We start from the raw sequence: 20363 nt of genomic DNA on the forward strand, positions 1-20363 counted from the left end.
TTCAATCGACCCGTTTGCCCGCCTGATCGAACCAATGCAGCTTTTCGGACCTAGCCACGACGCGCAATTGGTCGCCTGGCTTGGCGCTGGCGCGGCCTGAGACGCGCACCACGATGCGGCTGCCGGCTGCCACGCAATGGAGAAAGCTTTCGGCACCGACCGGTTCGACCGCTTCCACTGTTGCCGGCAGCGCGAGCGCGCCGGCCGGCGCCTCTGCCGCGAAGGTGATGTCGGCGTCCTCCGGACGAAAGCCTAGTGTCACTGCCTTGCCCTGTCGAGGCGCCAAGCCAATCACAGTACCGTCCGCCAATACCGAGCTTGGGGAGGCCCCTGTGAGCGCCAGCAGATTCATCGGCGGTGCGCCTATGAACGAAGCGACGAAGGTCGAGGCCGGTTTCTCGTACACATCAAGCGGCGCGCCGGTCTGCTCGACCAGGCCGGCGTTCATGACGACGAGGATGTCGGCCAGCGTCATCGCCTCAAGCTGGTCGTGCGTGACATAAACCGAGGTGACGCCAAGCGAGCGCTGCAGATTCTTGATCTCGATGCGCATCTGCCCGCGCAATTTCGCATCGAGGTTGGACAGCGGTTCGTCGAACAGGAAGACCTTCGGGTTGCGTACGATGGCGCGACCCATGGCGACGCGCTGGCGCTGACCGCCGGAAAGCTCGCGCGGGCGCCGGTCGAGCAGCGCCGAAAGCTCCAGCACCTTGGCAGTCGAGCGTACCCTGCTGTCGATCTCGTCATTCGGCGTGCCGCGGTTGCGCAGGCCATAGGCCATGTTGTCATAGACCTTCATATGTGGGTAGAGCGCGTAGTTCTGGAACACCATGGCGATGTCGCGCTCGGTCGGGCCAATGGCGTTGACCACCTTGCCGTCGATGGCGACTGTACCGGCAGAAATCGTCTCCAGCCCGGCGATCATCCTCAGCAGCGTAGACTTGCCGCAGCCGGAGGGGCCGACCAGCACGCAAAGCTCCTTGTCGGGAATGGCGATGGAAACGCCCTTCACGGCCTCGACGCCGCTGGGATAGATTTTCCTGACATCCTTCAGATCCACGGTCGCCATCAGCTTCTCACTTTTCGGATTCGACCAGACCGCGCACGAACCAGCGTTGCATCAGCACGACCACCAGGATCGGCGGCACGATGGCCAGCATTGCCGTGACCATCACCAGGTGCCATTGGGTGTCGGCATCGGCGAAGGAAACCATCTTTCTCAGCGCGATGACGATGGTGTTCATGTCGTTGCTGTTGGTGACGAGCAGCGGCCAAAGATACTGCGTCCAGCCATAGATGAAGAGGATCACGAACAGCGCGGCGATGTTTGTCCGCGACAGCGGCACCAGAATATCGAAAAAGAAGCGCCATGGCCCGGCACCGTCGACACGCGCCGCCTCGACCAATTCGCCCGGTATGGTCATGAAAAACTGGCGAAACAGCAGCGTTGCGGTGGCCGAGGCGATCAGCGGGACGATCAGGCCGGCATAGGTGTCGATCATGCCGAGATCGACCATCACCTTGTAGGTCGGCAGGATGCGCACCTCGACTGGAAGCATCAAGGTGATGAAGATCAGCCAGAAGAAGGTCATGCGCAGCGGAAAGCGAAAGAACACGATCGCGTAGGCCGACAGGATCGAGATGAAGATCTTTCCCACCGCAACGCCGAGCGCCATGATCGTGGTGTTGAGGAGCAGCCTGCCGACGCTGACCCCGCCGATACGACCGATGCCGCCGAACAGCGCCTCGCTGTAATTGTTCCATAGCTGGCCGCCGGGCAAGAGCGGCAGGGGCGGCCTGAGGATCGTTTGCAGCGTGTGCGTCGAGGCAACGAAGGTGTAGTAGATCGGAAAAGCCACGATCAATATGCCGAGGATGAGCACGGCATGGGCGATGAAGGTGCGGAACGGGGACTGGCCGATCATCGCTGCCCTCAGCCGTAATGGACTTTGCGTTCCACATAGCGGAACTGGATCGCTGTGAGCGCAATGACGATGGCCATCAGGATGACCGACTGCGCCGCCGAATCGCCCAGGATCAGATTGACGAAGCCGTCATTGTAGACCTTGTAGACCAGCGTCTCGGTCGTCTTGCCCGGCCCGCCGCCAGTGACGGCATGAACGATGCCGAACGTGTCGAACAGGGCATAGACGGTGTTGACGACCAGCAGGAAAAAGGTTGTCGGCGCAAGCAGCGGGAAGACGATGGTCCAGAAGCGCTTGGTTTCGCCGGCGCCGTCCATGGCCGCCGCTTCGATCAGCGTTTTCGGCACCGCCTGCAGGCCGGCGACGAAGAACAGGAAGTTGTAGCTGATCTGCTTCCAGGCAGCAGCCGACACCAGCAGGATCATGGCGTGGGTGCCGTTGAGCAGCGGGTCCCATACGATGCCGAGGCTTCTCAGCAAATAGGCCAACGAGCCGATCGAGGGATTGAACAGGAAAAGCCAAAGCATGCCGGCAATCGCCGGCGCCACGGCGTAAGGCCATATCAACAGTGTGCGGTAGAGGCCTTTGCCGCGCACGGCCTTCTCGGCCATGACCGCGAGCAGCAGGGCCACAACCATGGCAACGATCGCGGTCGCAAGAGAGAACACTACTGTGACCTTGATCGAGTTGAGGTAGGCCGGATCGGCCAGCACCTTCCGGAAATTGGCAAACCAGACGAACCTGCTCTTCAGCCCGAACGGGTCTTGCCTGAGCATCGACTGGCAAAGCGCCTGACCGGCCGGCCAGTAGAAGAAAACCAGGGTGATGGCGAGTTGTGGCGCCACCAGCAGGTAGGGCAGGATCTTGTTGGGAAAGACGACGCGTGGAGACAGGCTGATTTCCCTCGCTATCCAGGTGTCGCCCACGCGAGCCCGCGTGGGCGATATTCCAACCGACTAACCGAGATGATCCCGTCAGTTCTCCAGCGCTTCCTTGATCGCGACGTTGCCGCGCGCGACGGCATTGTCGAGCGCCTGCTGAGCGGTTTGCTGGCCAGCCAGCATCTTCTCCAACTCCTCATTCTGGATATCACGCACCTGCGGCAGATTCGGCAGGCGCACGCCCTTCGAGTTGTCGGTCGGCGCCTTGCCTGTCATCTGCAGGATGGGTGTCTCGCGGCCGGGGTTTTTGTCATAGAAGCCTGATTTCTTGGTCGCCTCGTATGCGGCGAGCGTCACAGGCAGGTATCCCGACTTCTGGTGCAGATATTCCTGCACATCGGTCTTGGACAGATAGGCAAAGAAGGCCGCGACGCCCTTGTATTCCTCGTCCGACTTGTTGCCGAACACCCACAGGCTGGCACCGCCCGGCGTCGTGTTCTGCGGGGCACTCTTGGCGTCACTGTCGTAAGGAAGCTGGCCGATGCCATAGTTCATGCCGGACTTGACGATATCGCCGAGGCCGCCCGACGATTCGGTGAAGATGCCGCATTCGCCGGCGAGGAATATCTGCTTGGCTTCGGAGGTGCGCCCGCCATATTTAAATGTGCCGTCCTTGGCCAGGTCAGCGAGCGCCTGGAAGTGGTTGACGAAAATCGGCGCATTGATCTTGAGTTCGACATCACCGCCGGCCAGGCCATTCTGCTGGGTGGCCCAAGGCACGTCATTCCACGCCGCGAAATTCTCCAGGTGGATCCAGGTCAGCCAGGTCGAGGTATAGCCGCAAGGGGCGGCGCCGCTCGTCTTGATCTTCTTGGCAGCTTCCCACACCTCGTTCCACGTCTTGGGCGGATTGTTCACGTCGAGGCCTGCCTTCTGGAAGATGTCCTTGTTGTAGTAGAGGATCGGCGAGGAAGAGTTGTAGGGGAACGATAGCATGGTGCCGTCCGGCTTCGAATAATAGCCGACGATGCCGGGCAGATACTGGCTCTTGTCGAAAGTCATCCCGGCGCCGGTCATCACATCGGCCACCGGCTTTATCGCACCCTCGGCCGCCATCATCACGCCGGTGCCGACGTCGAACACCTGGAGGATATCGGGCGCTTGCCCGGCACGAAAGGCAGCGATGCCGGCATTCAGCGTCTCCGGATAGGTGCCCTTGAACACCGGAACGAGCTCATAGTCGCTCTGGCTGGCGTTGAAATCCTTGGAGATCTTGGCGACGACCTCGGCGTTGGCGCCGGTCATGGCGTGCCACCAGCTGATCTGCGTGACGGCGAAGGCGGAGGTGGTGGAAAGCAGGGTCACGGTCGCGGCGATACCGGCCGCAAAGCCGAAGAACTTCATGTTTCATCTCCCGTTTGTCATTGGCGAAAGGGGCACTTCCGCAAAGCCAATATGTGGCGCTGATGACAATCGGACAACGGTTTTATTGCGGATCAATGAACATCATTCCTTCCTAAAGTGCACTCGCTACCGAAACCGGGCGCCAGAAATCACATCACCGTCTTTTCGGCGCAGCGGCGCGTCGGTTTTCCCCCGAAAAGACCCGCCTCATGGCCCGCGGGTTAACCATTCGTTAAAATCTCCAAGAGCTAATCAGTCACACCTCCCCTGTTAGTTTTGGCAGACCGAGTGAACCAGGATGCTGACGGTCTATAATTGTATTGTAAGTCAGCACGATCCGAGACTGGTTGCGCTCGCCGCACTCGTCTGTGGAATTTCTTGCTTCTCAGCGGTTAATCTCCTTAAGCATGTCGGCCGATCGACCGAGCGAAACCGGCTTGTCTGGCTGATGATCGCCGCGGCCTCGACCGGGTTCGGCATATGGGCGACGCATTTCATCGCCATGACCGCGTTTACGCCGGGAATCCCGAACGCATACAATCCGGGATTATCCGCCTTTTCGCTTGCCGCCGCCGTTATCATGACCGCGCTTGGGATGTGGGTCGCCACCTTGCGCCGCGGCATCGACCATTTCCTCGTCGGTGGCGCCATTCTGGGCGGCGCCATCGCGACGATGCACTACATCGGCATGGCAGCTTTCGAGGTCGAAGGCTGGGTCGTATGGAACCTGCTCCTTGTCGCGATATCGCTTCTGGCCGGCGTGACCCTCGCGGCACTGGCGCTCCTTGTCGTCTTGCGCCGTCCGTCAGCGCTCGCGACTTTCGGCGGCGCCGCGCTTTTGACGCTGGCGATTTGCAGCTTGCATTTCATCGCGATGGCCGCGGTGTCGATCATTCCGGACTCCTCGATTGAAATATCCGAACATTCCATCGAGCCCATTTCCCAAGCCTTTGCCGCAGCGGTCGCCAGCCTGATAATCCTTGTGCTATCGGGTGCCGCGCTATGGATCGACCTGCGCTTTCGCCGCCAGAAGCTCGAGGCCGATCGCATGCACGATCTCGCCAATGCGGCGGTGGAAGGTCTGATCGTTTGCGATGGCACCCGCATTGTCAGCGCCAATGACAGTATGGCGAAGCTGACCGGAACAGCGACAGCCACCCTGAACACGATGCAATTCGGCGAGCTTTTCGACGGACAGAGCGCAGCCGATATGTCCGGCTTCGGCGAACAGGCGCAGGAAGCGAAGTTAAGAGGCAGCGACGGGGCGAGAATTCCTGTCGAGCTGATCGCCAGGAAAATAACCTACTGCGGCAGGCCTCATACGGTGCTTGCCGTTCGCGACATCCGTGAGCGCAAGAAGGCAGAACAAGAGATCCTCCGCCTCGCGCATTTCGATCCGCTTACCGGGCTTGCCAATCGGCGGAGCTTTTCTTCCCGGCTGGAAGCAGAATTCGCCTCGATGGATCGTGGCGGCAAGGATGGACATCTGGCGCTCCTGCTGCTTGACCTTGACCGGTTCAAGCAAGTCAACGACCTCTATGGCCACGGGGCCGGCGATGCTATGCTGCAGAAGCTGGCGCACTGCATTTCCGGCATCCCGCGCCACGGACAGATGCTCGCGCGTCTCGGCGGCGATGAATTTGCCATCATAGCTCCGAACCTCCCCGACCCCCTGGCCGCAGGCCGGATAGCCGAGGACTTGCTGGCGGCGATCCGGGAGGAAAACAGGGTTTCGGTCGGCTCCGGCCTCGTCTCGGCCAGCATCGGCATCGCCTTCTTTCCGCTGGATGCCGAAGACCAGGCCGGCCTGATCAGCCATGCCGACACGGCACTCCATCGCGCCAAAACCGAAGGCAGGGACACTTATCGGTTTTTCGAGATAGCCATGGGCACCGCGGCCCGCGACAAGCGCGTGATGGAGCATGAATTGCGCCAGGCGATCGCCCGCAAGGAGTTCCACCTCGTCTATCAGCCGCAGAAGGAGATCCGCGGCGGCAGGATGATCGGCTTCGAAGCCCTGGTCCGTTGGCAGCACCCTGAGCGGGGTGACATTTCTCCGGCCGTTTTCATCCCCGTGGCCGAGGACAGTGGCGCTATCGCGCAGATAGGCGACTGGGTGCTGACGACGGCTTGTAACGATGCTGCTCGCTGGACAAACCCGCTGATGGTCGCCGTCAACGTCTCCGCCGTGCAACTTCACAATCCGAACTTCAGCCGCAAGGTGCACGACGCATTGACGAGATCCGGCCTGGCCCCCGGCAGGCTCGAACTGGAGATCACCGAAACGGCCCTGGTGAAGGACATGCCGCGCGCGCTGGCAACCTTGAGGCAGGTCAAGGCGCTTGGCGTGCATGTGGCGATGGACGATTTTGGCACCGGCTATTCTTCGCTGTCCAACCTCAGCGCCTTTCCCTTCGACAAGATCAAGATCGACGGGTCGTTCATCAAATCGGTCGACAAGAACGCCCAGTTCGCGGCGATCGTTCGCGCCGTGCTGGGGCTTGGACGCGGTCTCGGCCTACCGGTTCTGGCAGAAGGTATCGAGACGCCGGGTGAATTGCAGTTCCTGGACGCCGAGGCTTGCGAGATCGGGCAAGGCTACTACCTCGGCAAACCGGCTCCGATCGAGACATTCGGGGAACTGACGGGCGTGGCCTCTCCGGCAATCCGCACCGCCAGCCGACGCGGCGCAAGCATTGCCGTGCTCAAGCCGCGCCTGCGCACGGTCTGAGCCTATCCCGGCTGAAGCGCCGCCTCGACCAGACGCTTGGCATCCGGCCCCGACCATTCGGCCGGGCCATTCATATGGGCGATCAGGCAGCCTTGCCCATCGATCAGCATGGTGACCGGCAGACCGAGCGCCAGGCCGCGCGTCTTGACGTCGTTGAACAGCGCCATCGTGGCATCGCGATAGTAGCCGAGCGACTTGACGCCGGTGTCCTCCAGGAACTTCTTCGGTTTGGCATCGTCGCCGGCATCGACGTTGACGGCAACAACCTGAAACGCATCGCTGCCCATCTCCTTCTGCAGCGCATCGAGCGCCGGCATTTCGGCGCGGCAAGGTGCGCACCATGTCGCCCACAGATTGAGCAGCACCGTCTTGCCGGCATGATCGGCGATCGTCGTCGGCTTGCCGTCGGGGCCGTTGAAGGCAAGGCTTTTCAGCGATTGCGGCGGATCCGCCGGCAAAAGCGCGGCAACTTGGCCGGTGGCAGCGGCGGCGATCTTCTTGGCACGGTCGGTCTTGGCGGCGCAGGCGACGTCGTCCTTGCCGCCGCCGGCGGCCACTTGCGCGGGCGCCTTGTTGCCAGAACTGCTTTCCCTGACATATACCGCGACCGCGCCGGCCAGCACGCCCGCAACCAAAGCGGCGAGGATGAGACGCAAAGCCGGGAAAAATCTATTGCCGTCTGCCATTTTGCAAAAACTGCTCCGGAGCACGGGTTATAGCGATGAACGACAAGAAGGCCAGCAACCAGATGTGGGGCGGACGTTTTGCCTCGGGTCCGGCCGCAATCATGGAAGCGATCAACGCGTCGATCTCGTTCGACCGCAAACTCTATGCGCAGGATATTCGCGGCTCGATCGCCCATAGCCAGATGCTGGCGCAAACGGGCATTATTTCGGCGGCCGATCAAGAAAAAATCGCTCACGGGCTGAACACGATCCTGGCAGAGATCGAGGCCGGCACCTTCGAGTTCTCGACCAGGCTGGAAGACATCCACATGAATGTCGAGGCCCGTCTGGCCGATTTGATCGGCCCCGCCGCCGGCCGCCTGCATACCGCCCGCTCGCGCAACGACCAGGTGGCGGTCGACCTCAGGCTGTGGGTCAAGGACGAATGCTTTCGTGTCGCCGAGGCGCTGAAGGGCCTGATCACGGCGTTCCTGGATCGGGCCGAGGAGCATGCGGCAACGGTGATGCCGGGCTTCACCCACATGCAGGCGGCGCAGCCGGTGACCTTCGGCCACCACTGCATGGCTTATGTCGAGATGTTTGCACGCGACCTGTCGCGCGTCCGCGATGCGATTGAGCGGATGGATGAAAGCCCGCTCGGCGCCGCCGCCCTTGCCGGCACCAGCTTTTCCATCGACCGGCACCAGACGGCGAAGGCGCTTGGCTTCCGCGAGCCGATGCGCAATTCGCTCGACAGTGTTTCGGACCGCGATTTCGCGCTCGAGTTCCTGGGCTTGGCGGCGATCTGCGCGACGCATCTGTCGCGGCTGGCCGAAGAGATCATCATCTGGTCGACGCCGCAATTCGGCTTCGTCAGGCTATCGGATAGTTTCTCGACGGGTTCGTCGATCATGCCGCAGAAGAAGAACCCGGACGCTGCCGAACTGGTGCGCGGCAAGACCGGCCGCGTCACCGGCCATCTCGTCGGCCTGCTGACGGTGATGAAGGGCATGCCGCTGACCTATGGCAAGGACATGCAGGAAGACAAGGAATCCGTCTTCGACGCGGCCGAGACGCTCGACCTGATGCTGGCGGCAATGACCGGCATGGTGCGCGACATGATGGTGAACACTGCTGCGATGAAAAAGGCGGCCGGCGCCGGCTATTCGACTGCGACCGACCTCGCCGACTGGCTGGTGCGCACGCTCGGCCTGCCGTTCCGCGAGGCGCACCATATCACTGGCCGGGCGGTGGCGCTGGCCGAGGACAGGAAGATCGGGCTCGACAGGCTTTCGCTGGAGGATCTGCAGTCCATTCACCCCGGTATCAGCGCCGACGTGTTTTCGGTTCTTGCCGTGCAGAATTCTGTAAAGAGCCGCACGAGCTTCGGCGGCACCGCGCCGTCCGAGGTGCGCAAGCAGATCCGCTACTGGAAAAAGCGGCTCGCCAAGGCGTAAGACGCGGGGTGCAATGGCCGCAAAACTCGGCTAGAAGCGGCTGCGGGCAACAGTTTCGGACGGATGGCACGATGACCGGAAGCAGGATTTTGGTGACGCTGACGCTGCTGGCGGCAATGGCCACCGTTGCGGCCTGCGGCAGGAAGGCTGCGCTCGACACGCCGTACGCGGCAGCCGTGCAGGCCCGCAAGGACGCCGAGAAGGCCAAGCAACCTTTGCCGCCGGAGCCGGAAAAACCTGTCGAGGACAAGAAATTCATCCTCGACCCGCTGCTCTGATTTCGGACCAATCTCGTGAACCATTTCGACTACCGCGACGGCGCGCTGCATGCCGAGGACGTGGCGATATCAGACATCGCCGCCAGCGTCGGCACGCCGTTCTACTGTTATTCGACGGCGACGCTGACCAGGCATTTTCGCGTCTTCACCGAGGCCTTTGCCGGGCTCGATGCTCTCGTCTGCTATGCCATGAAGGCGAATTCCAACCAGGCCGTGCTGAGGGTGCTGGCAAGGCTCGGCGCCGGCGCCGACGTGGTCTCGGAGGGCGAATTGCGCCGCGCTTTGGCGGCCGGCATCCCGGCAAGCAAGATCTTGTTTTCGGGCGTCGGCAAGACCGCGCGCGAAATGGATTTCGCACTCTCGGCCGGCATTCTCTGCTTCAACGTCGAATCCGAACCGGAGCTGGAGCTGCTGTCGGCCCGCGCCACCGCGCTGGGCAAGGTCGCGCCGATCTCGCTGCGCATCAATCCGGATGTCGACGCCAGGACGCACAAGAAGATTTCGACTGGGAAGGCCGAGAACAAGTTCGGCATTCCGTGGCAGCATGCGCGGAAGGTCTATGCGCGCGCGGCTGAGCTGCCGGGCATCAAGGTCACCGGCATAGACACCCATATCGGCAGCCAGATCACCGAATTGCAGCCCTTCGACGACGCCTTTGCGCTGCTGGTGGAGTTGGTCGGCGCCTTGCGCTCCGACGGTCATGCCATCGAGCACATCGATGTCGGCGGCGGCCTTGGCATTCCCTACCGCGTCGACAACAACCCGCCGCCTTTGCCCGATGCCTATGCCCAGATCGTCAGGAAGCATGTTGCCAAACTTGGGCTGAAAGTGATGTTCGAGCCAGGCCGGCTGATCGTCGGCAATGCCGGCATCCTGGTCTCGCAGGTGATCTTCGTGAAGGAGGGCGACGCCAAGAACTTCCTCGTCGTAGACGCCGCGATGAACGACCTGATCCGGCCGACGCTTTACGACGCTTTCCACGACATCAGGCCGGTGTCGCAGCAGCCGGCCGCTGCACCACGCATGAAGGTCGACGTCGTTGGCCCGGTTTGTGAGACCGGCGACTATCTCGGGCTCGACCGTGACCTGCCCCGGCTGAAATCCGGCGACCTGATCGCTGTCTCCACCGCCGGCGCCTATGGCGCCGTTCAGGCCGGCACCTACAATACCAGGCTGCTGGTACCGGAAGTGCTGGTCGACGGCGACCGCTTCCACGTTGTGCGCCCGCGCCAGACCTATGACGAGCTGATCGGACTGGACTCGGTGCCGGACTGGTTGGAGTAGAACTCTGCAGCTACAGCCGGTGCTGAATGAGCGCCCTGGTCTCGGCGATTCTGTCCTCATTCCGGCGATAGAATATCCACTGCTTGATGCGCTTGCTGCGCAAAAGCCCTGCCTGGGTGAGCACGCGCATATGCTCGCTGAGCGTTGCCTGGGTGATCCCCAGCTTTTCCGCGATCAGCAGCGCGCAGACGCCGTCCTCGACCAGATCGCCGTCCGTCTGCGACGGAAAATGCGCTCGCGGGTCCTTCAGCCAATCGAGGATCTGCAGCCTGCGCTCGTTGGCGATTGCTTTGAAGACATCGATCTCTTGCATTTAGGCACTTTGCCAAGTTACTAAGTTATGTCAACTCTGAATGTCAACTCTGGGAGTGAAAGCATGCTGCACGGCCACACGATCACACGCGAGCGCATTGCGGCGATAGAACCCCGCATCCGGCCCTTCGTGCGCCACACGCCGGTGCTGCGCGTCGACATGGCCGATTTCGGCCGCCCGCCTCTGCCTGTCGACCTGAAGCTTGAGTGCTTGCAGCATTCCGGCTCGTTCAAGGCACGTGGTGCGTTCACCAATCTCCTCGAACGGCCGGTTCCTGCGGCCGGCGTCGTCGCCGCATCGGGCGGCAACCACGGTGCCGCCGTCGCCTATGCCGCCATGCGGCTCGGCCACAAGGCGACCATCTTTGTTCCCGAAGTGAGCCCGCAGGCCAAGCTGGACCGCATCCGCGGCTACGGCGCCGAGTTGATCGTCGGCGGCGCCCGTTATGCCGAGGCGCTGGCCGCCAGCGAGAGCTTCGCCGAAAAATCCGGCGCGCTGCAGATCCACGCCTTCAACCAGGAGGAGACGCTGGTCGGGCAAGGCACGCTCGGCCTCGAGATCGAGGCCGACCTGCCGAAGCTCAACACCCTGCTGGTCGCCGTCGGCGGCGGCGGGCTGATCGGCGGCATCGCTGCCTGGTTTTCCGGCCGCATCAGGATAATCGCGGTCGAGCCGGAGGGTGCGCCGACGCTTCATCGCGCCTTCGAGGCGGGCCGACCCGTCGACGCGCCGGCTGAGGGCATCGCCGCCGATTCGCTCGCGCCAAAGCGTGTCGGCGAAATGATGTTTCCTATCGCCGAGGCATTCGTCGAGCGCTCGATCCTGGTCGGCGACGACGACATTATCGCCGCCCAGGCGGCGCTGTGGGACCGCGTGCGAATCATCTCCGAGCCGGGCGGTGCGGCCGCCTTCGCGGCGCTCCTGTCCGGCCGCTACGCACCGGCTGCAGGCGAGCGCGTTGCCGTACTGGTCTGCGGCGCAAACGCCAATCCGGCGAAATTCTGACAATATCCGGGGCATTATTGTTCACGTTTTGGGGAACCGCCTCGCCTTCGCCGTGTTTGTTGGTATCCTTAGGGCGATGTGCATCCGCTTGGACGCACGGAGTGCGCTAAGATTTTAGGTCTTCGCATCGTGCTTCCCGAAAATCGACTTTTCGGGCCCATGCGATAGACTCGTGAGGCCTGGGCTATCCCGCCCGGCCAGGAAGGGCCGATGACACAACGACCCATTTTCACCAGCGATCGCAGTCTGGCCAGGCGCCTTGCCTTGAGCCGGCTGGGGACGCAGGTCTCGATAATCGTCGAACGCGGCTGGCCATTGCTGCTGCCACTGATCATCGTCGCCAGCCTGTTCCTCAGCATTTCGTGGCTCGGCCTGTTCCCATTTTTGCCCGATCTGGCGCGGATCGGTCTTATCACGGCATTCGGCGTCGCAGCGCTTGCCGCACTCTATCCACTGCGTTTCTTCCGCACGCCATCCAGTGCCGAGGTCGACCGCCGCATCGAGGCGGCCAACCGATTGCTGCACAGCCCGGTGCAGGTCCAGACCGATCGCCCGAGCGGCAAGGAAAGCATTTTTTCGCAAGCCCTGTGGCGCGAGCATCAGCGGCGCATGGCGGACCGGCTGGGCGAGCTTGGCGGCGACGTGCCGCGCACACGCGTGCCGGAACGCGACCCGTGGGCGCTGCGCGCCGTTGCCGCGCTTTTGTTGGTCACTGCCTTTGCCTTCTCCTTCGGGCCATCGGGCGGCAGGCTGAGCGACGGTTTTGTTGCCCGTGCCGCCCGCGACGTCGTGCCGCCGCGCATTGATGCCTGGGTGACGCCGCCGGCCTATACCGGCAGGCCGCCGGTATTCCTGAACGCCCCGGTCCTGGCCAACAACGCGACTCAAGCGCTGCCGACCTTCACGGTTCCGGAGGGCAGCGATGTGTCGCTGCGCGTCACCGGCGGTTCGGGCGAGGAAACGCTGAGCTACGCCGACACCGGCGGCAACACCCGCGCCATCGATCCGACCGGGCCGCAAGCCGCCAAGACTGAGGCAAGTCCGGCAACGCCTTCCACCGTGCGCCAGTTCAGCGGCAAGTTAACGGCCGACGGCACGCTGACGCTGCAGTCCAGCGACGGCGAGCTCGGCCGCTGGGCCTTCGCCATAATTCCCGACAAGCCGCCGCAGATCCGCTTTGTCGGCGAACCGAAGCGCGCCGTCAACGGCGCCTTCGAACTCAACTACCAGATCGACGACGACTATGGCGCGGCCTCCGCCAAGGCGGTTTTCGCATTGGCCGACCCGCAAGTGCCCAACGCGCATCCGCTCTATGGCCCGCCGGAAATGCCGCTGACGTTGCCGCGCCGCGGCGGCAAGGCCAATGCCGCTAAGTCGACGAAGGATCTGACCGACCATGTCTGGGCAGGTGGCAACGTCAAGCTGTCGCTTGTCGCCACCGACGGTGCCGGACACACGGCGACCAGCGAAACCAAGACGCTGGTGATGCCGGAGCGGCAATTCTCCAACCCGTTGGCGCGGGCTGTGGTCGAGCAGCGCCGCATACTGGCGCTCGACGCCTATGCCAAGGACCGCGTGCTCGACCTGATGGATGCAATCACGCTCAGGCCGGAAGACACGTTCGACAACATGGCGCACTACCTCGCCATCATGAGCGCCCGCACCCGGCTGAAGATGGCAGACAGCGACGACCAGTTGCGCGACGAGGTCGCTTACCTCTGGGAGATCGCGCTCGGCATTGAGGAAGGCAATCTGTCGGCGGCCGAGAAGCGGCTGCGCCAAGCGCAGCAGGCGCTGCAGGATGCGATCAAGAACGGCGCCAGCGACCAAGAGATCGAGAAGGCGATGAAGGAACTGCGCGAGGCGATGAACCAGTTCCTGCAGGAATTCGCGGCGCGGGCGCAGCAGAATCCGAATGCGCCACAGATGCAGCAGAACGGCCAGGAACTGCGCCAGAGCGACATCGACCGCATGATGGACCAGATCGAGAACCTGGCGAAATCCGGCAATCGCGACCAGGCGCAGCAATTGCTGTCGGAGCTGCAGGACATGATGAACAATCTGCAGGCAGGCCGCCAGCAACAGGGCGGTCAGCAGGACAGCGAGATGCGCCAGCAGATGGACAAGCTGGGCGAAATCATGCGGCGCCAGCAGGAGATGATGAACGACACTTTCCGCATGGACCAGATGCAGCGCGGCCAGCAACAGCGCGGGCAGAACCGCGACGAGCAGCTCGGCGAGAACGGTGAGCCAGGCCCGATGGGCGAAGAGGGCAAGCCCGGCCCGGGTGACGACCGCGATCCGCTCGGCCGGCCGAAGCCGATGACGCCGCAGGAATTTGCTGACGCGCTGAAGCAATTGCAGGAAGGCCAGGGCAAGCTGCAGAGCGAGCTCGATCAATTGAGGAAGAGCCTCGAAGGCATGGGCCTTGACCCCAATGAGGGGTTTGGCGAGGCCGGCAAATCCATGGGCAATGCCGAACAGGCGCTCGGCGAGGGCGAAGGCGATCAGGCCGTCGGTCACCAGGGCCGCGCATTGGAAGCCTTGCGCAGGGGCGCCAAGGACATGATGAAGCAACTGCAGGCGATGCAAGGCGACCAGGGCGGCAACGGGCAGGGCGGACGCCAGCAGAATGCCGACCGTGACCCGCTCGGGCGGCCCCGCACCAGCGAGGGTCCCGATGACGGAAGTTCGGTGAGAGTGCCTGACGAGATCGATGTGCAGCGTGCCCGCCAGATCCTCGAAGCGATCCGCAAGCGGCTCGGCAACGCACTCAGCCCCGATATCGAGCGCAGCTATCTGGAGCGGTTGCTGGAGCTGAAGTAAGGCTGCCCCCCAATATTCGGAAGATCGCCGTGCGGTCCGTGGAGGCCGCCACCGCCGGACTGAGCGGCACTTTTAACGGTTGGTGAACGCCTCGCGGATCGCCTCTTCCATGCCGTCGATGGCCTCGCCGGAAGCGTTCGGATTGCGCCGCAGCACCACGTTCGAGGAATCGATGTCGCCGAACCCGTCGGCGGCCGTAAGCTCGCGGCAGCCGGCCGGGATGTTGCTGCGCGAGATCGGCGCAATCGCCAACCCGGAGGTGACGGCGAGCCGCAGGCCGCCATTGGTATCGCTGGTGTAGGCGACACGATAGGCGAGACCGCGCTGTTCCAGCGACTTTATAGCGAAATCCTTGCACCAACCGGCACGGTTGTAGAGCGCGATCGGCACCGGCCGCTCCTCATGCATGTGATGCAGCTCCGACGTCACCCATACGGTCGGGTCATGCATCAGCACCTCACCGCCGGACAGATCCTGCCATTCGAACACCACCGCCAGATCGAGCTCGCCGGCAGCGAGCGCCGCGATCTGCGCACCGGAATGCGCGTAGCGGACGGTGATGTCGACCTGAGGATGGCGCTTGGCAAAGGCGCCGAGTGCCCGCGACAGGATCGCGTGGCCATATTCCTCCGGGATACCGATGCGCACCGGCCCGCCAAGCGGCGCCGCGACCATCGATGCCGCCGTCTCGTCGAGCAGTGAAACGATGCGCCTGGCGTTGGCTATGAGTTCGCCGCCGCGCTGCGTCAACGCTACACCGCGCGACCCGCGCTCGAACAGGCTGTCGCCGATCATGCCTTCGAGCCTCTTCATCTGCATCGAGACCGCCGACTGGGTGCGGCCGGCCCGCTCCGCCGCTTTGGTGAAATTGCCGGTGTCGGCGACCGCCACGAAGGTGCGCAACAGGTCGCTGTCGAGATTGGGTCGCTTGTGCCCGCCATAAGAAAATCTGATTGCTGGCATCATTCCAATTCGTTTGCAACATGTCAAACGGCGGACGATAGTCGCCTTACCCATTGGATATGCGGCCGGGAAATCGGCTGCGGACCAATCAAAAGTCCTCACTCGTACCCGCTGCCCGAAACGGTGGCGGGTTCTTTTTACCCGGATGCAGGCCTGCTTTCGGCCGCGCACGCGGGAGACAGGAGCGCCTATGCAGAATCGGCTTGTGCTCGGCATCCTCAGCCTCTGTCTCGGCGTGCTGGTCTTTTCGCTGCAGGACCCGCTGGTCAAGGCGGTGTCGAGCCACTATCCGGTCACCGAGGTGATGGCGATCCGCTCGATCGTCGCCCTGCCGATCCTGGTTTTCCTTGTCCACGCCGATGTCGGATTCCAGGCGATCCTGTCGAAGCGGTTCGGCATGCTGACGATGCGCGCCTTCATCCAGTTCACCTCCTACACGGCCTACTACCTGGCAATCGCCGCCCTGCCGCTGGCTGACGCGGTGGCGCTCTATTTCATGGCGCCGCTGTTCATCATGGCGTTGGCCGGCCCCTATCTCGGCGAACGCGTGTCCTGGCAGGCGCTCGCCACCGTCCTGGTCGGCATGCTCGGCGTGCTGGTGATGGTGCGCCCGGGCGCCGGCTTGTTCGACTGGGCAGCGCTGCTGTCGCTAGGTTCGGCTCTGCTCTACGGTTTCTCGCAGCTGATGGCACGCAAGATCGGCGACACCGAATCCTCGACTGTCATGGCTTTCTATCAGAACGGCGCTTATCTGATCGGCGCCGCATTTGTGGCGGCATTGTTTTGGCTGGCAGGCATTGACCACGCCGTGCATCCGAGTCTCGAATTCCTCGTCCGGCCATGGGTCTGGCCGGCGACGCCGGATCTCCTCAAGATGGGGGCATGCGGCTTCGTTGCCTCGGCCGGCATGATCCTGTTGTCGCAGGCCTACCGGCTGGCGCCCGCCAACAGCGTCGCCACCTTCGAATACACCGGTATCATCTGGTCGCCGCTATGGGGTTTTCTGTTCTTTGCCGAAGTGCCGCGACCAGCGACGGCGGCGGGCGCAGCCCTCATCATCGGCGCCGGCCTGTTTGCGCTCAATGCCAGCCGGCGCCTGAGCGGCGCGCCAGCCATTACGGCGACCTGCGACCCTGCCTGAAGGCGGTCGGCCTTGGGCTTTAGGCGAAGCAGGCGAGCGCCTGTTCGACGCGGGCGCGGATTTCAGCCAGCGTGAACGGCTTTTGCACGACGTCGAGAATAATGCCGTCCAATTCCTCGGCGCGCTCGCGCTGGTCGGCATAGCCGGTCATCAGCATGATCTTCATCGCCGGGAACAGCGCTGCTGCCGCCTTGGCCATCTCGATGCCGTCTATTTCCGGCATGCGGATGTCGGACAGCACAAGGTCATAGCTCCCTTGCGCCGCCCGGATCAGAGAAAGGCCATGTGCGCCGTCGGCGGCAACAGTGACATTATGCCCGGCGCGTTCGAGCGCGCGAGCGGCGAGAGTGCGGACGGATTCATCGTCCTCGACGATCAGGAGCTTTGCCATGGGCAGGATATTTGGCGGGGAAAAGTTGATGTTTCCTGAAGGCGCCAAGGGTCGATGAGGCCTTTTCAGAATTCGCTCCGCCAAGTCAGATAGCGTGGTTTTCGAGAACCGGAGCGGAGCGGACGTTCGAGTCCGAGAGCACCGGAAGCGCAGAAAACTGCGTCAGGTGGCCGCCGGAGTAGAATTATCAAAAGGCCTCAAGCGTCGCCCTTGACGATGCCGACGAAGGGCAATTCGCGAAACGCGTGGGCGACGTCCATGCCATAACCGACGACGAAATAATCGGGGCAGTCGAAGCCGACATAGTCGGCGTTGAGCGTGGTCTGGCGGCGCATGCGCTTGTCGAGCAGCACGGCGATGGCACAGCTCCTCGCGCCGCGCGACAGCATGAGGTCGCGGGTGAAACTCAGCGTCTTGCCGGATTCCAGAATGTCATCGATCAAAAGCACATCGCGACCGGCGACCTCGTTGTCGATGTCGCGCAGCACCCTCACCTCACCGCTGGTCGTGCCGGCGCCATAGCTGGAGATGAAGATGAACTCGACCTCCGGCGACAGGCCGACATCGTGCATGGCACGGATAAGATCGGCGGCGAAGATGAACGATCCCTTCAGCACCGAGATTACCAGAAGGTCGTGGTAGTCGTGCCCGGCGATCTCCTTGGCAAGTTCCAGGTTCCGCCGCGCGATGGCGGACGCCGAAAACAGGACTTCGATGTCCTTGCCGCGCACAACTGGCATTGGCTGCCCTCCCACAATGATCGCCTTGTAGGCGAAGCCGACCGAAAACGGTCTTCAACCTGTTTCTAGGCATGTCGAGCCGGCTGGCAAGGCCAAATCTTTCGCAGGGCGCCCGCGAACGGTCGGATGTCCCAGAGCGTCGCGAATCGTTTATCTGGTGACCTGTTGATTTTCTGGCGCCGCTCTAACGAACCAGCGCATGGCCGCCCGAAATCCAGAAGGCGGCAAAGGCGGCACCGACGCCGACAATCCAGAAGATCGGCCCACCATGCACCCACAACGGCCGTTCGACGGCGGTTTCGGGCTTGCGCAACATGTCCATGCCTTCGATCGAAGGCATGGAAATCATGCGCGCAGGCGGCGGCGCAAAGTCTGGACGTGTAAAATGGCGGGGCAGCACCTCATAGTCGGCATCGATGACCTCGGCGGTCACGTCGCGCATGATGCGTTCCGGCTCGGCGGCCGGATCGGTCATGATTTCGCCGGAAACCGGGCGCGCGGTTCGATCCTCAGCCATCATGGCCCAACACTACCGCACCTGTTCGCTGTTCGTTTCTTTTGGGTAAACGGAAATGGTTAACGCTTCCCCACCGGAACCCCTGTGACTCGCTCGAAAAGCCCCCAAATTAACCGTCGGTTAACCATGCCGGCCGATGGTCTTTCCACGGAAGGGGCTGGCATCTTGCCGCCGAGAATTTCAGGTCGTCGAAAGTGATCCGCTTCGAAAATGTCGGCCTCCGCTATGGCATGGGTCCGGAGATTCTCCGCGACATCTCCTTGCACATTCCGGAGCGCTCCTTTCAGTTCCTGAGCGGACCTTCAGGCGCCGGCAAGACGACGTTGCTGCGGCTTTTGTTCATGTCGCTGAAGCCGACGCGCGGCCTGATCACCATTTTCGGCAAGGATCGCTCGCGCATCTCGCGTACCGAGTTGCCGCATCTGAGACGTCGCATCGGCGTGGTGTTCCAGGATTTTCGCCTGCTCGACCATATGACTACCTACGAGAACGTGGCCTTGCCGCTGCGCGTGCGCGGCCGCGAGGAGGCGACCTATCGCACCGACGTCACCGAGCTGCTGAAATGGGTCGGCCTCGGCGAGCGCATGCATGTGCTGCCGCCGGTGCTGTCTGGCGGCGAGAAGCAGCGCGCCGCCATCGCCCGGGCGTTGATCGAGCAGCCCGAGATCCTCCTCGCCGACGAGCCGACCGGCAATGTCGACCCGCCGCTGGCACGACGCTTGCTGCGGTTGTTCATCGAGCTCAACCGGCTGGGCACCGCCGTGGTGATCGCCACACACGACCTCGGCCTGATGGAACAGGTCGACGCACGGCGAATGATCCTGGCCGGCGGAAGGCTGGACATCTATGACTGAGCTCTCCGTCGAACATTTCGAGGGTCACGACGCCGCGGCGGCGAAGCCCCGCGTCCAGCGCAAAATGGCGCCGATCGTGCCGGCGCAGAACATCGCCGGCCGGGCGCTGGTGCTGGTCATCGCCATCATGACGTTTCTGTCCTGTCTGACGTTTGGCGCAGTCACGCTGGTGCGTGACACCGCCTCCGTCTGGGAGAACCAGATCTCGCGCGAGGCGACCATCCAGATCAAGCCGGTCGACGGCCTCGACATGGAGGCCGCACTTGCGCTGGCCTCGCAGATCGCCGGCGAATACCCTGGCGTGAAAAGCGCCCGGATCGTCGACCGCGAAGCGACGGCCCGGCTGCTCGAGCCTTGGCTGGGCTCGGGCCTGAACATCGATGAGCTGCCGGTGCCGCGCTTGATCATCATCACCATCGACGAGAATAGTCCGCCCGATTTCGCCGCACTGCGCGCGGCGATCACGCCGAAGCTGCCGAGTGCCTCGCTCGACGATCATCGCACCTGGGTCGACCGGCTGGTTGCCATGGCCCGCACCACGGTAACGATCGGTGTCGCAGTGCTGGCGCTGATGCTGTCGGCGACGGTGCTGACCGTTGTGTTCGCAACGCGCGGCGCCATGGCCGGCAATGGCCACATCATCGAGGTGCTGCATTTTGTCGGCGCCGAGGCGCGCTTCATCGCGCGCGAATTCCGCCGGCATTTTCTGGTCACCGGCATGAAGGGCGCCGCGGCAGGCGGCGGCGCGGCGATCCTGGTCTTCATCGTCTTCTCCTGGTGGTCGTCACGCAACATGGCAACGCCGCAGGCCGACCAGGCGACCGCCCTGTTCGGCAATTTCGCCATCGGCTCGGCGGGTTATCTCGGGGTCGCTGTCATGGTGCTGGTGATCGGCGCGCTGACGGCGGCAACCTCCCATTTCACCGTGGTTACCTATCTCAGCGACATCGACATTCGCCAGCCGGACGCCGGCTAAAGGAAAGATCGA

19 protein-coding genes are annotated in these 20363 nt (G+C 63.0%); 9 read left to right on the forward strand and 10 right to left on the reverse strand.

Annotated elements, in window-relative coordinates; genetic code table 11:
- Window position 1 precedes the first annotated feature (1 nt).
- From ugpC to ugpB, 4 genes are all read right to left on the reverse strand, one after another.
- On the reverse strand, window positions 2-1069 hold the full coding sequence (gene ugpC, locus NKJ32_RS12340) for a sn-glycerol-3-phosphate ABC transporter ATP-binding protein UgpC (RefSeq protein ID WP_352452447.1): 1068 nt from the start codon (window positions 1067-1069) through the stop codon (window positions 2-4).
- A gap of 7 nt (window positions 1070-1076) precedes the next feature.
- Window positions 1077-1925, reverse strand: coding sequence for a sn-glycerol-3-phosphate ABC transporter permease UgpE (gene ugpE, locus NKJ32_RS12345; RefSeq protein ID WP_352827668.1), 849 nt, complete (start codon window positions 1923-1925; stop codon window positions 1077-1079).
- 8 nt (window positions 1926-1933) lie between these two features.
- The gene (gene ugpA / locus NKJ32_RS12350) at window positions 1934-2818 is read right to left on the reverse strand and encodes a sn-glycerol-3-phosphate ABC transporter permease UgpA (protein ID WP_352754709.1); all 885 of its coding nucleotides are present in this window, start codon (window positions 2816-2818) and stop codon (window positions 1934-1936) included.
- 81 nt (window positions 2819-2899) lie between these two features.
- The gene (gene ugpB, locus NKJ32_RS12355) at window positions 2900-4210 is read right to left on the reverse strand and encodes a sn-glycerol-3-phosphate ABC transporter substrate-binding protein UgpB (RefSeq protein WP_352754570.1); all 1311 of its coding nucleotides are present in this window, start codon (window positions 4208-4210) and stop codon (window positions 2900-2902) included.
- 298 nt (window positions 4211-4508) lie between these two features.
- On the opposite strand from ugpB, the gene NKJ32_RS12360 reads away from it, so the two are divergent.
- The gene (locus NKJ32_RS12360) at window positions 4509-6941 is read left to right on the forward strand and encodes a bifunctional diguanylate cyclase/phosphodiesterase (protein ID WP_352827671.1); all 2433 of its coding nucleotides are present in this window, start codon (window positions 4509-4511) and stop codon (window positions 6939-6941) included.
- A gap of 2 nt (window positions 6942-6943) precedes the next feature.
- On the opposite strand, the gene tlpA is transcribed toward NKJ32_RS12360, so the two are convergent.
- A complete protein-coding gene (gene tlpA, locus NKJ32_RS12365; protein ID WP_023677933.1) occupies window positions 6944-7627 on the reverse strand; it encodes a thiol:disulfide interchange protein TlpA in 684 nt (227 codons plus the stop codon).
- Between the two features lie 35 nt (window positions 7628-7662).
- Between tlpA and argH the strand changes: the two genes are divergently transcribed.
- From argH to lysA, 3 genes are all read left to right on the forward strand, one after another.
- A complete protein-coding gene (gene argH, locus NKJ32_RS12370) occupies window positions 7663-9063 on the forward strand; it encodes an argininosuccinate lyase (protein ID WP_352570557.1) in 1401 nt (466 codons plus the stop codon).
- 71 nt (window positions 9064-9134) lie between these two features.
- Complete coding sequence (locus NKJ32_RS12375; RefSeq protein ID WP_023677931.1) at window positions 9135-9341, forward strand: hypothetical protein; 207 nt, start codon at window positions 9135-9137, stop codon at window positions 9339-9341.
- 15 nt (window positions 9342-9356) lie between these two features.
- Entirely contained in the window at window positions 9357-10625 is a 1269-nt protein-coding gene (gene lysA / locus NKJ32_RS12380) for a diaminopimelate decarboxylase (protein WP_352646658.1), read from the forward strand.
- Between the two features lie 10 nt (window positions 10626-10635).
- Here lysA and NKJ32_RS12385 read toward each other — a convergent pair whose 3' ends face one another.
- Window positions 10636-10938 carry an ArsR/SmtB family transcription factor gene (locus tag NKJ32_RS12385; RefSeq protein ID WP_352646661.1) on the reverse strand — a complete coding sequence of 101 codons (303 nt, stop codon included), beginning with the start codon at window positions 10936-10938 and terminating at the stop codon, window positions 10636-10638.
- Between the two features lie 63 nt (window positions 10939-11001).
- Between NKJ32_RS12385 and NKJ32_RS12390 the strand changes: the two genes are divergently transcribed.
- Both NKJ32_RS12390 and NKJ32_RS12395 read left to right on the forward strand, forming a co-directional pair.
- Window positions 11002-11943 carry a threonine/serine dehydratase gene (locus NKJ32_RS12390; protein WP_352646663.1) on the forward strand — a complete coding sequence of 314 codons (942 nt, stop codon included), beginning with the start codon at window positions 11002-11004 and terminating at the stop codon, window positions 11941-11943.
- Between the two features lie 210 nt (window positions 11944-12153).
- Entirely contained in the window at window positions 12154-14769 is a 2616-nt protein-coding gene (locus NKJ32_RS12395; protein ID WP_352754572.1) for a TIGR02302 family protein, read from the forward strand.
- Window positions 14770-14841: 72 nt separating this feature from the next.
- Here the strand turns inward: NKJ32_RS12395 and NKJ32_RS12400 are convergent, their stop codons facing one another.
- On the reverse strand, window positions 14842-15732 hold the full coding sequence (locus NKJ32_RS12400) for a LysR substrate-binding domain-containing protein (protein WP_352827675.1): 891 nt from the start codon (window positions 15730-15732) through the stop codon (window positions 14842-14844).
- 190 nt (window positions 15733-15922) lie between these two features.
- Here NKJ32_RS12400 and NKJ32_RS12405 point away from each other — a divergent pair, with 190 nt between their 5' ends.
- Window positions 15923-16873, forward strand: coding sequence for a DMT family transporter (locus tag NKJ32_RS12405; protein WP_352696777.1), 951 nt, complete (start codon window positions 15923-15925; stop codon window positions 16871-16873).
- Window positions 16874-16892: 19 nt separating this feature from the next.
- On the opposite strand, the gene NKJ32_RS12410 is transcribed toward NKJ32_RS12405, so the two are convergent.
- From NKJ32_RS12410 to NKJ32_RS12420, 3 genes are all read right to left on the reverse strand, one after another.
- A complete protein-coding gene (locus tag NKJ32_RS12410) occupies window positions 16893-17264 on the reverse strand; it encodes a response regulator (RefSeq protein ID WP_023677925.1) in 372 nt (123 codons plus the stop codon).
- A gap of 197 nt (window positions 17265-17461) precedes the next feature.
- Entirely contained in the window at window positions 17462-18004 is a 543-nt protein-coding gene (gene hpt, locus NKJ32_RS12415; protein ID WP_254816654.1) for a hypoxanthine phosphoribosyltransferase, read from the reverse strand.
- Between the two features lie 184 nt (window positions 18005-18188).
- A complete protein-coding gene (locus tag NKJ32_RS12420; RefSeq protein WP_352456694.1) occupies window positions 18189-18479 on the reverse strand; it encodes a hypothetical protein in 291 nt (96 codons plus the stop codon).
- A gap of 236 nt (window positions 18480-18715) precedes the next feature.
- On the opposite strand from NKJ32_RS12420, the gene ftsE reads away from it, so the two are divergent.
- Window positions 18716-19375 (forward strand): cell division ATP-binding protein FtsE, encoded by a 660-nt coding sequence (gene ftsE / locus NKJ32_RS12425; protein ID WP_023677923.1) that lies wholly within the window; start codon window positions 18716-18718, stop codon window positions 19373-19375.
- Window positions 19368-20351, forward strand: a complete 984-nt coding sequence (locus NKJ32_RS12430; protein WP_352456695.1) for a cell division protein FtsX — start codon at window positions 19368-19370, stop codon at window positions 20349-20351. Before ftsE ends, NKJ32_RS12430 begins: the two co-directional genes overlap by 8 nt.
- Window positions 20352-20363 lie beyond the last annotated feature (12 nt).

Source organism: Mesorhizobium sp. M0159, assembly GCF_040322295.1.
Taxonomy (GTDB): Bacteria; Pseudomonadota; Alphaproteobacteria; order Rhizobiales; family Rhizobiaceae; genus Mesorhizobium.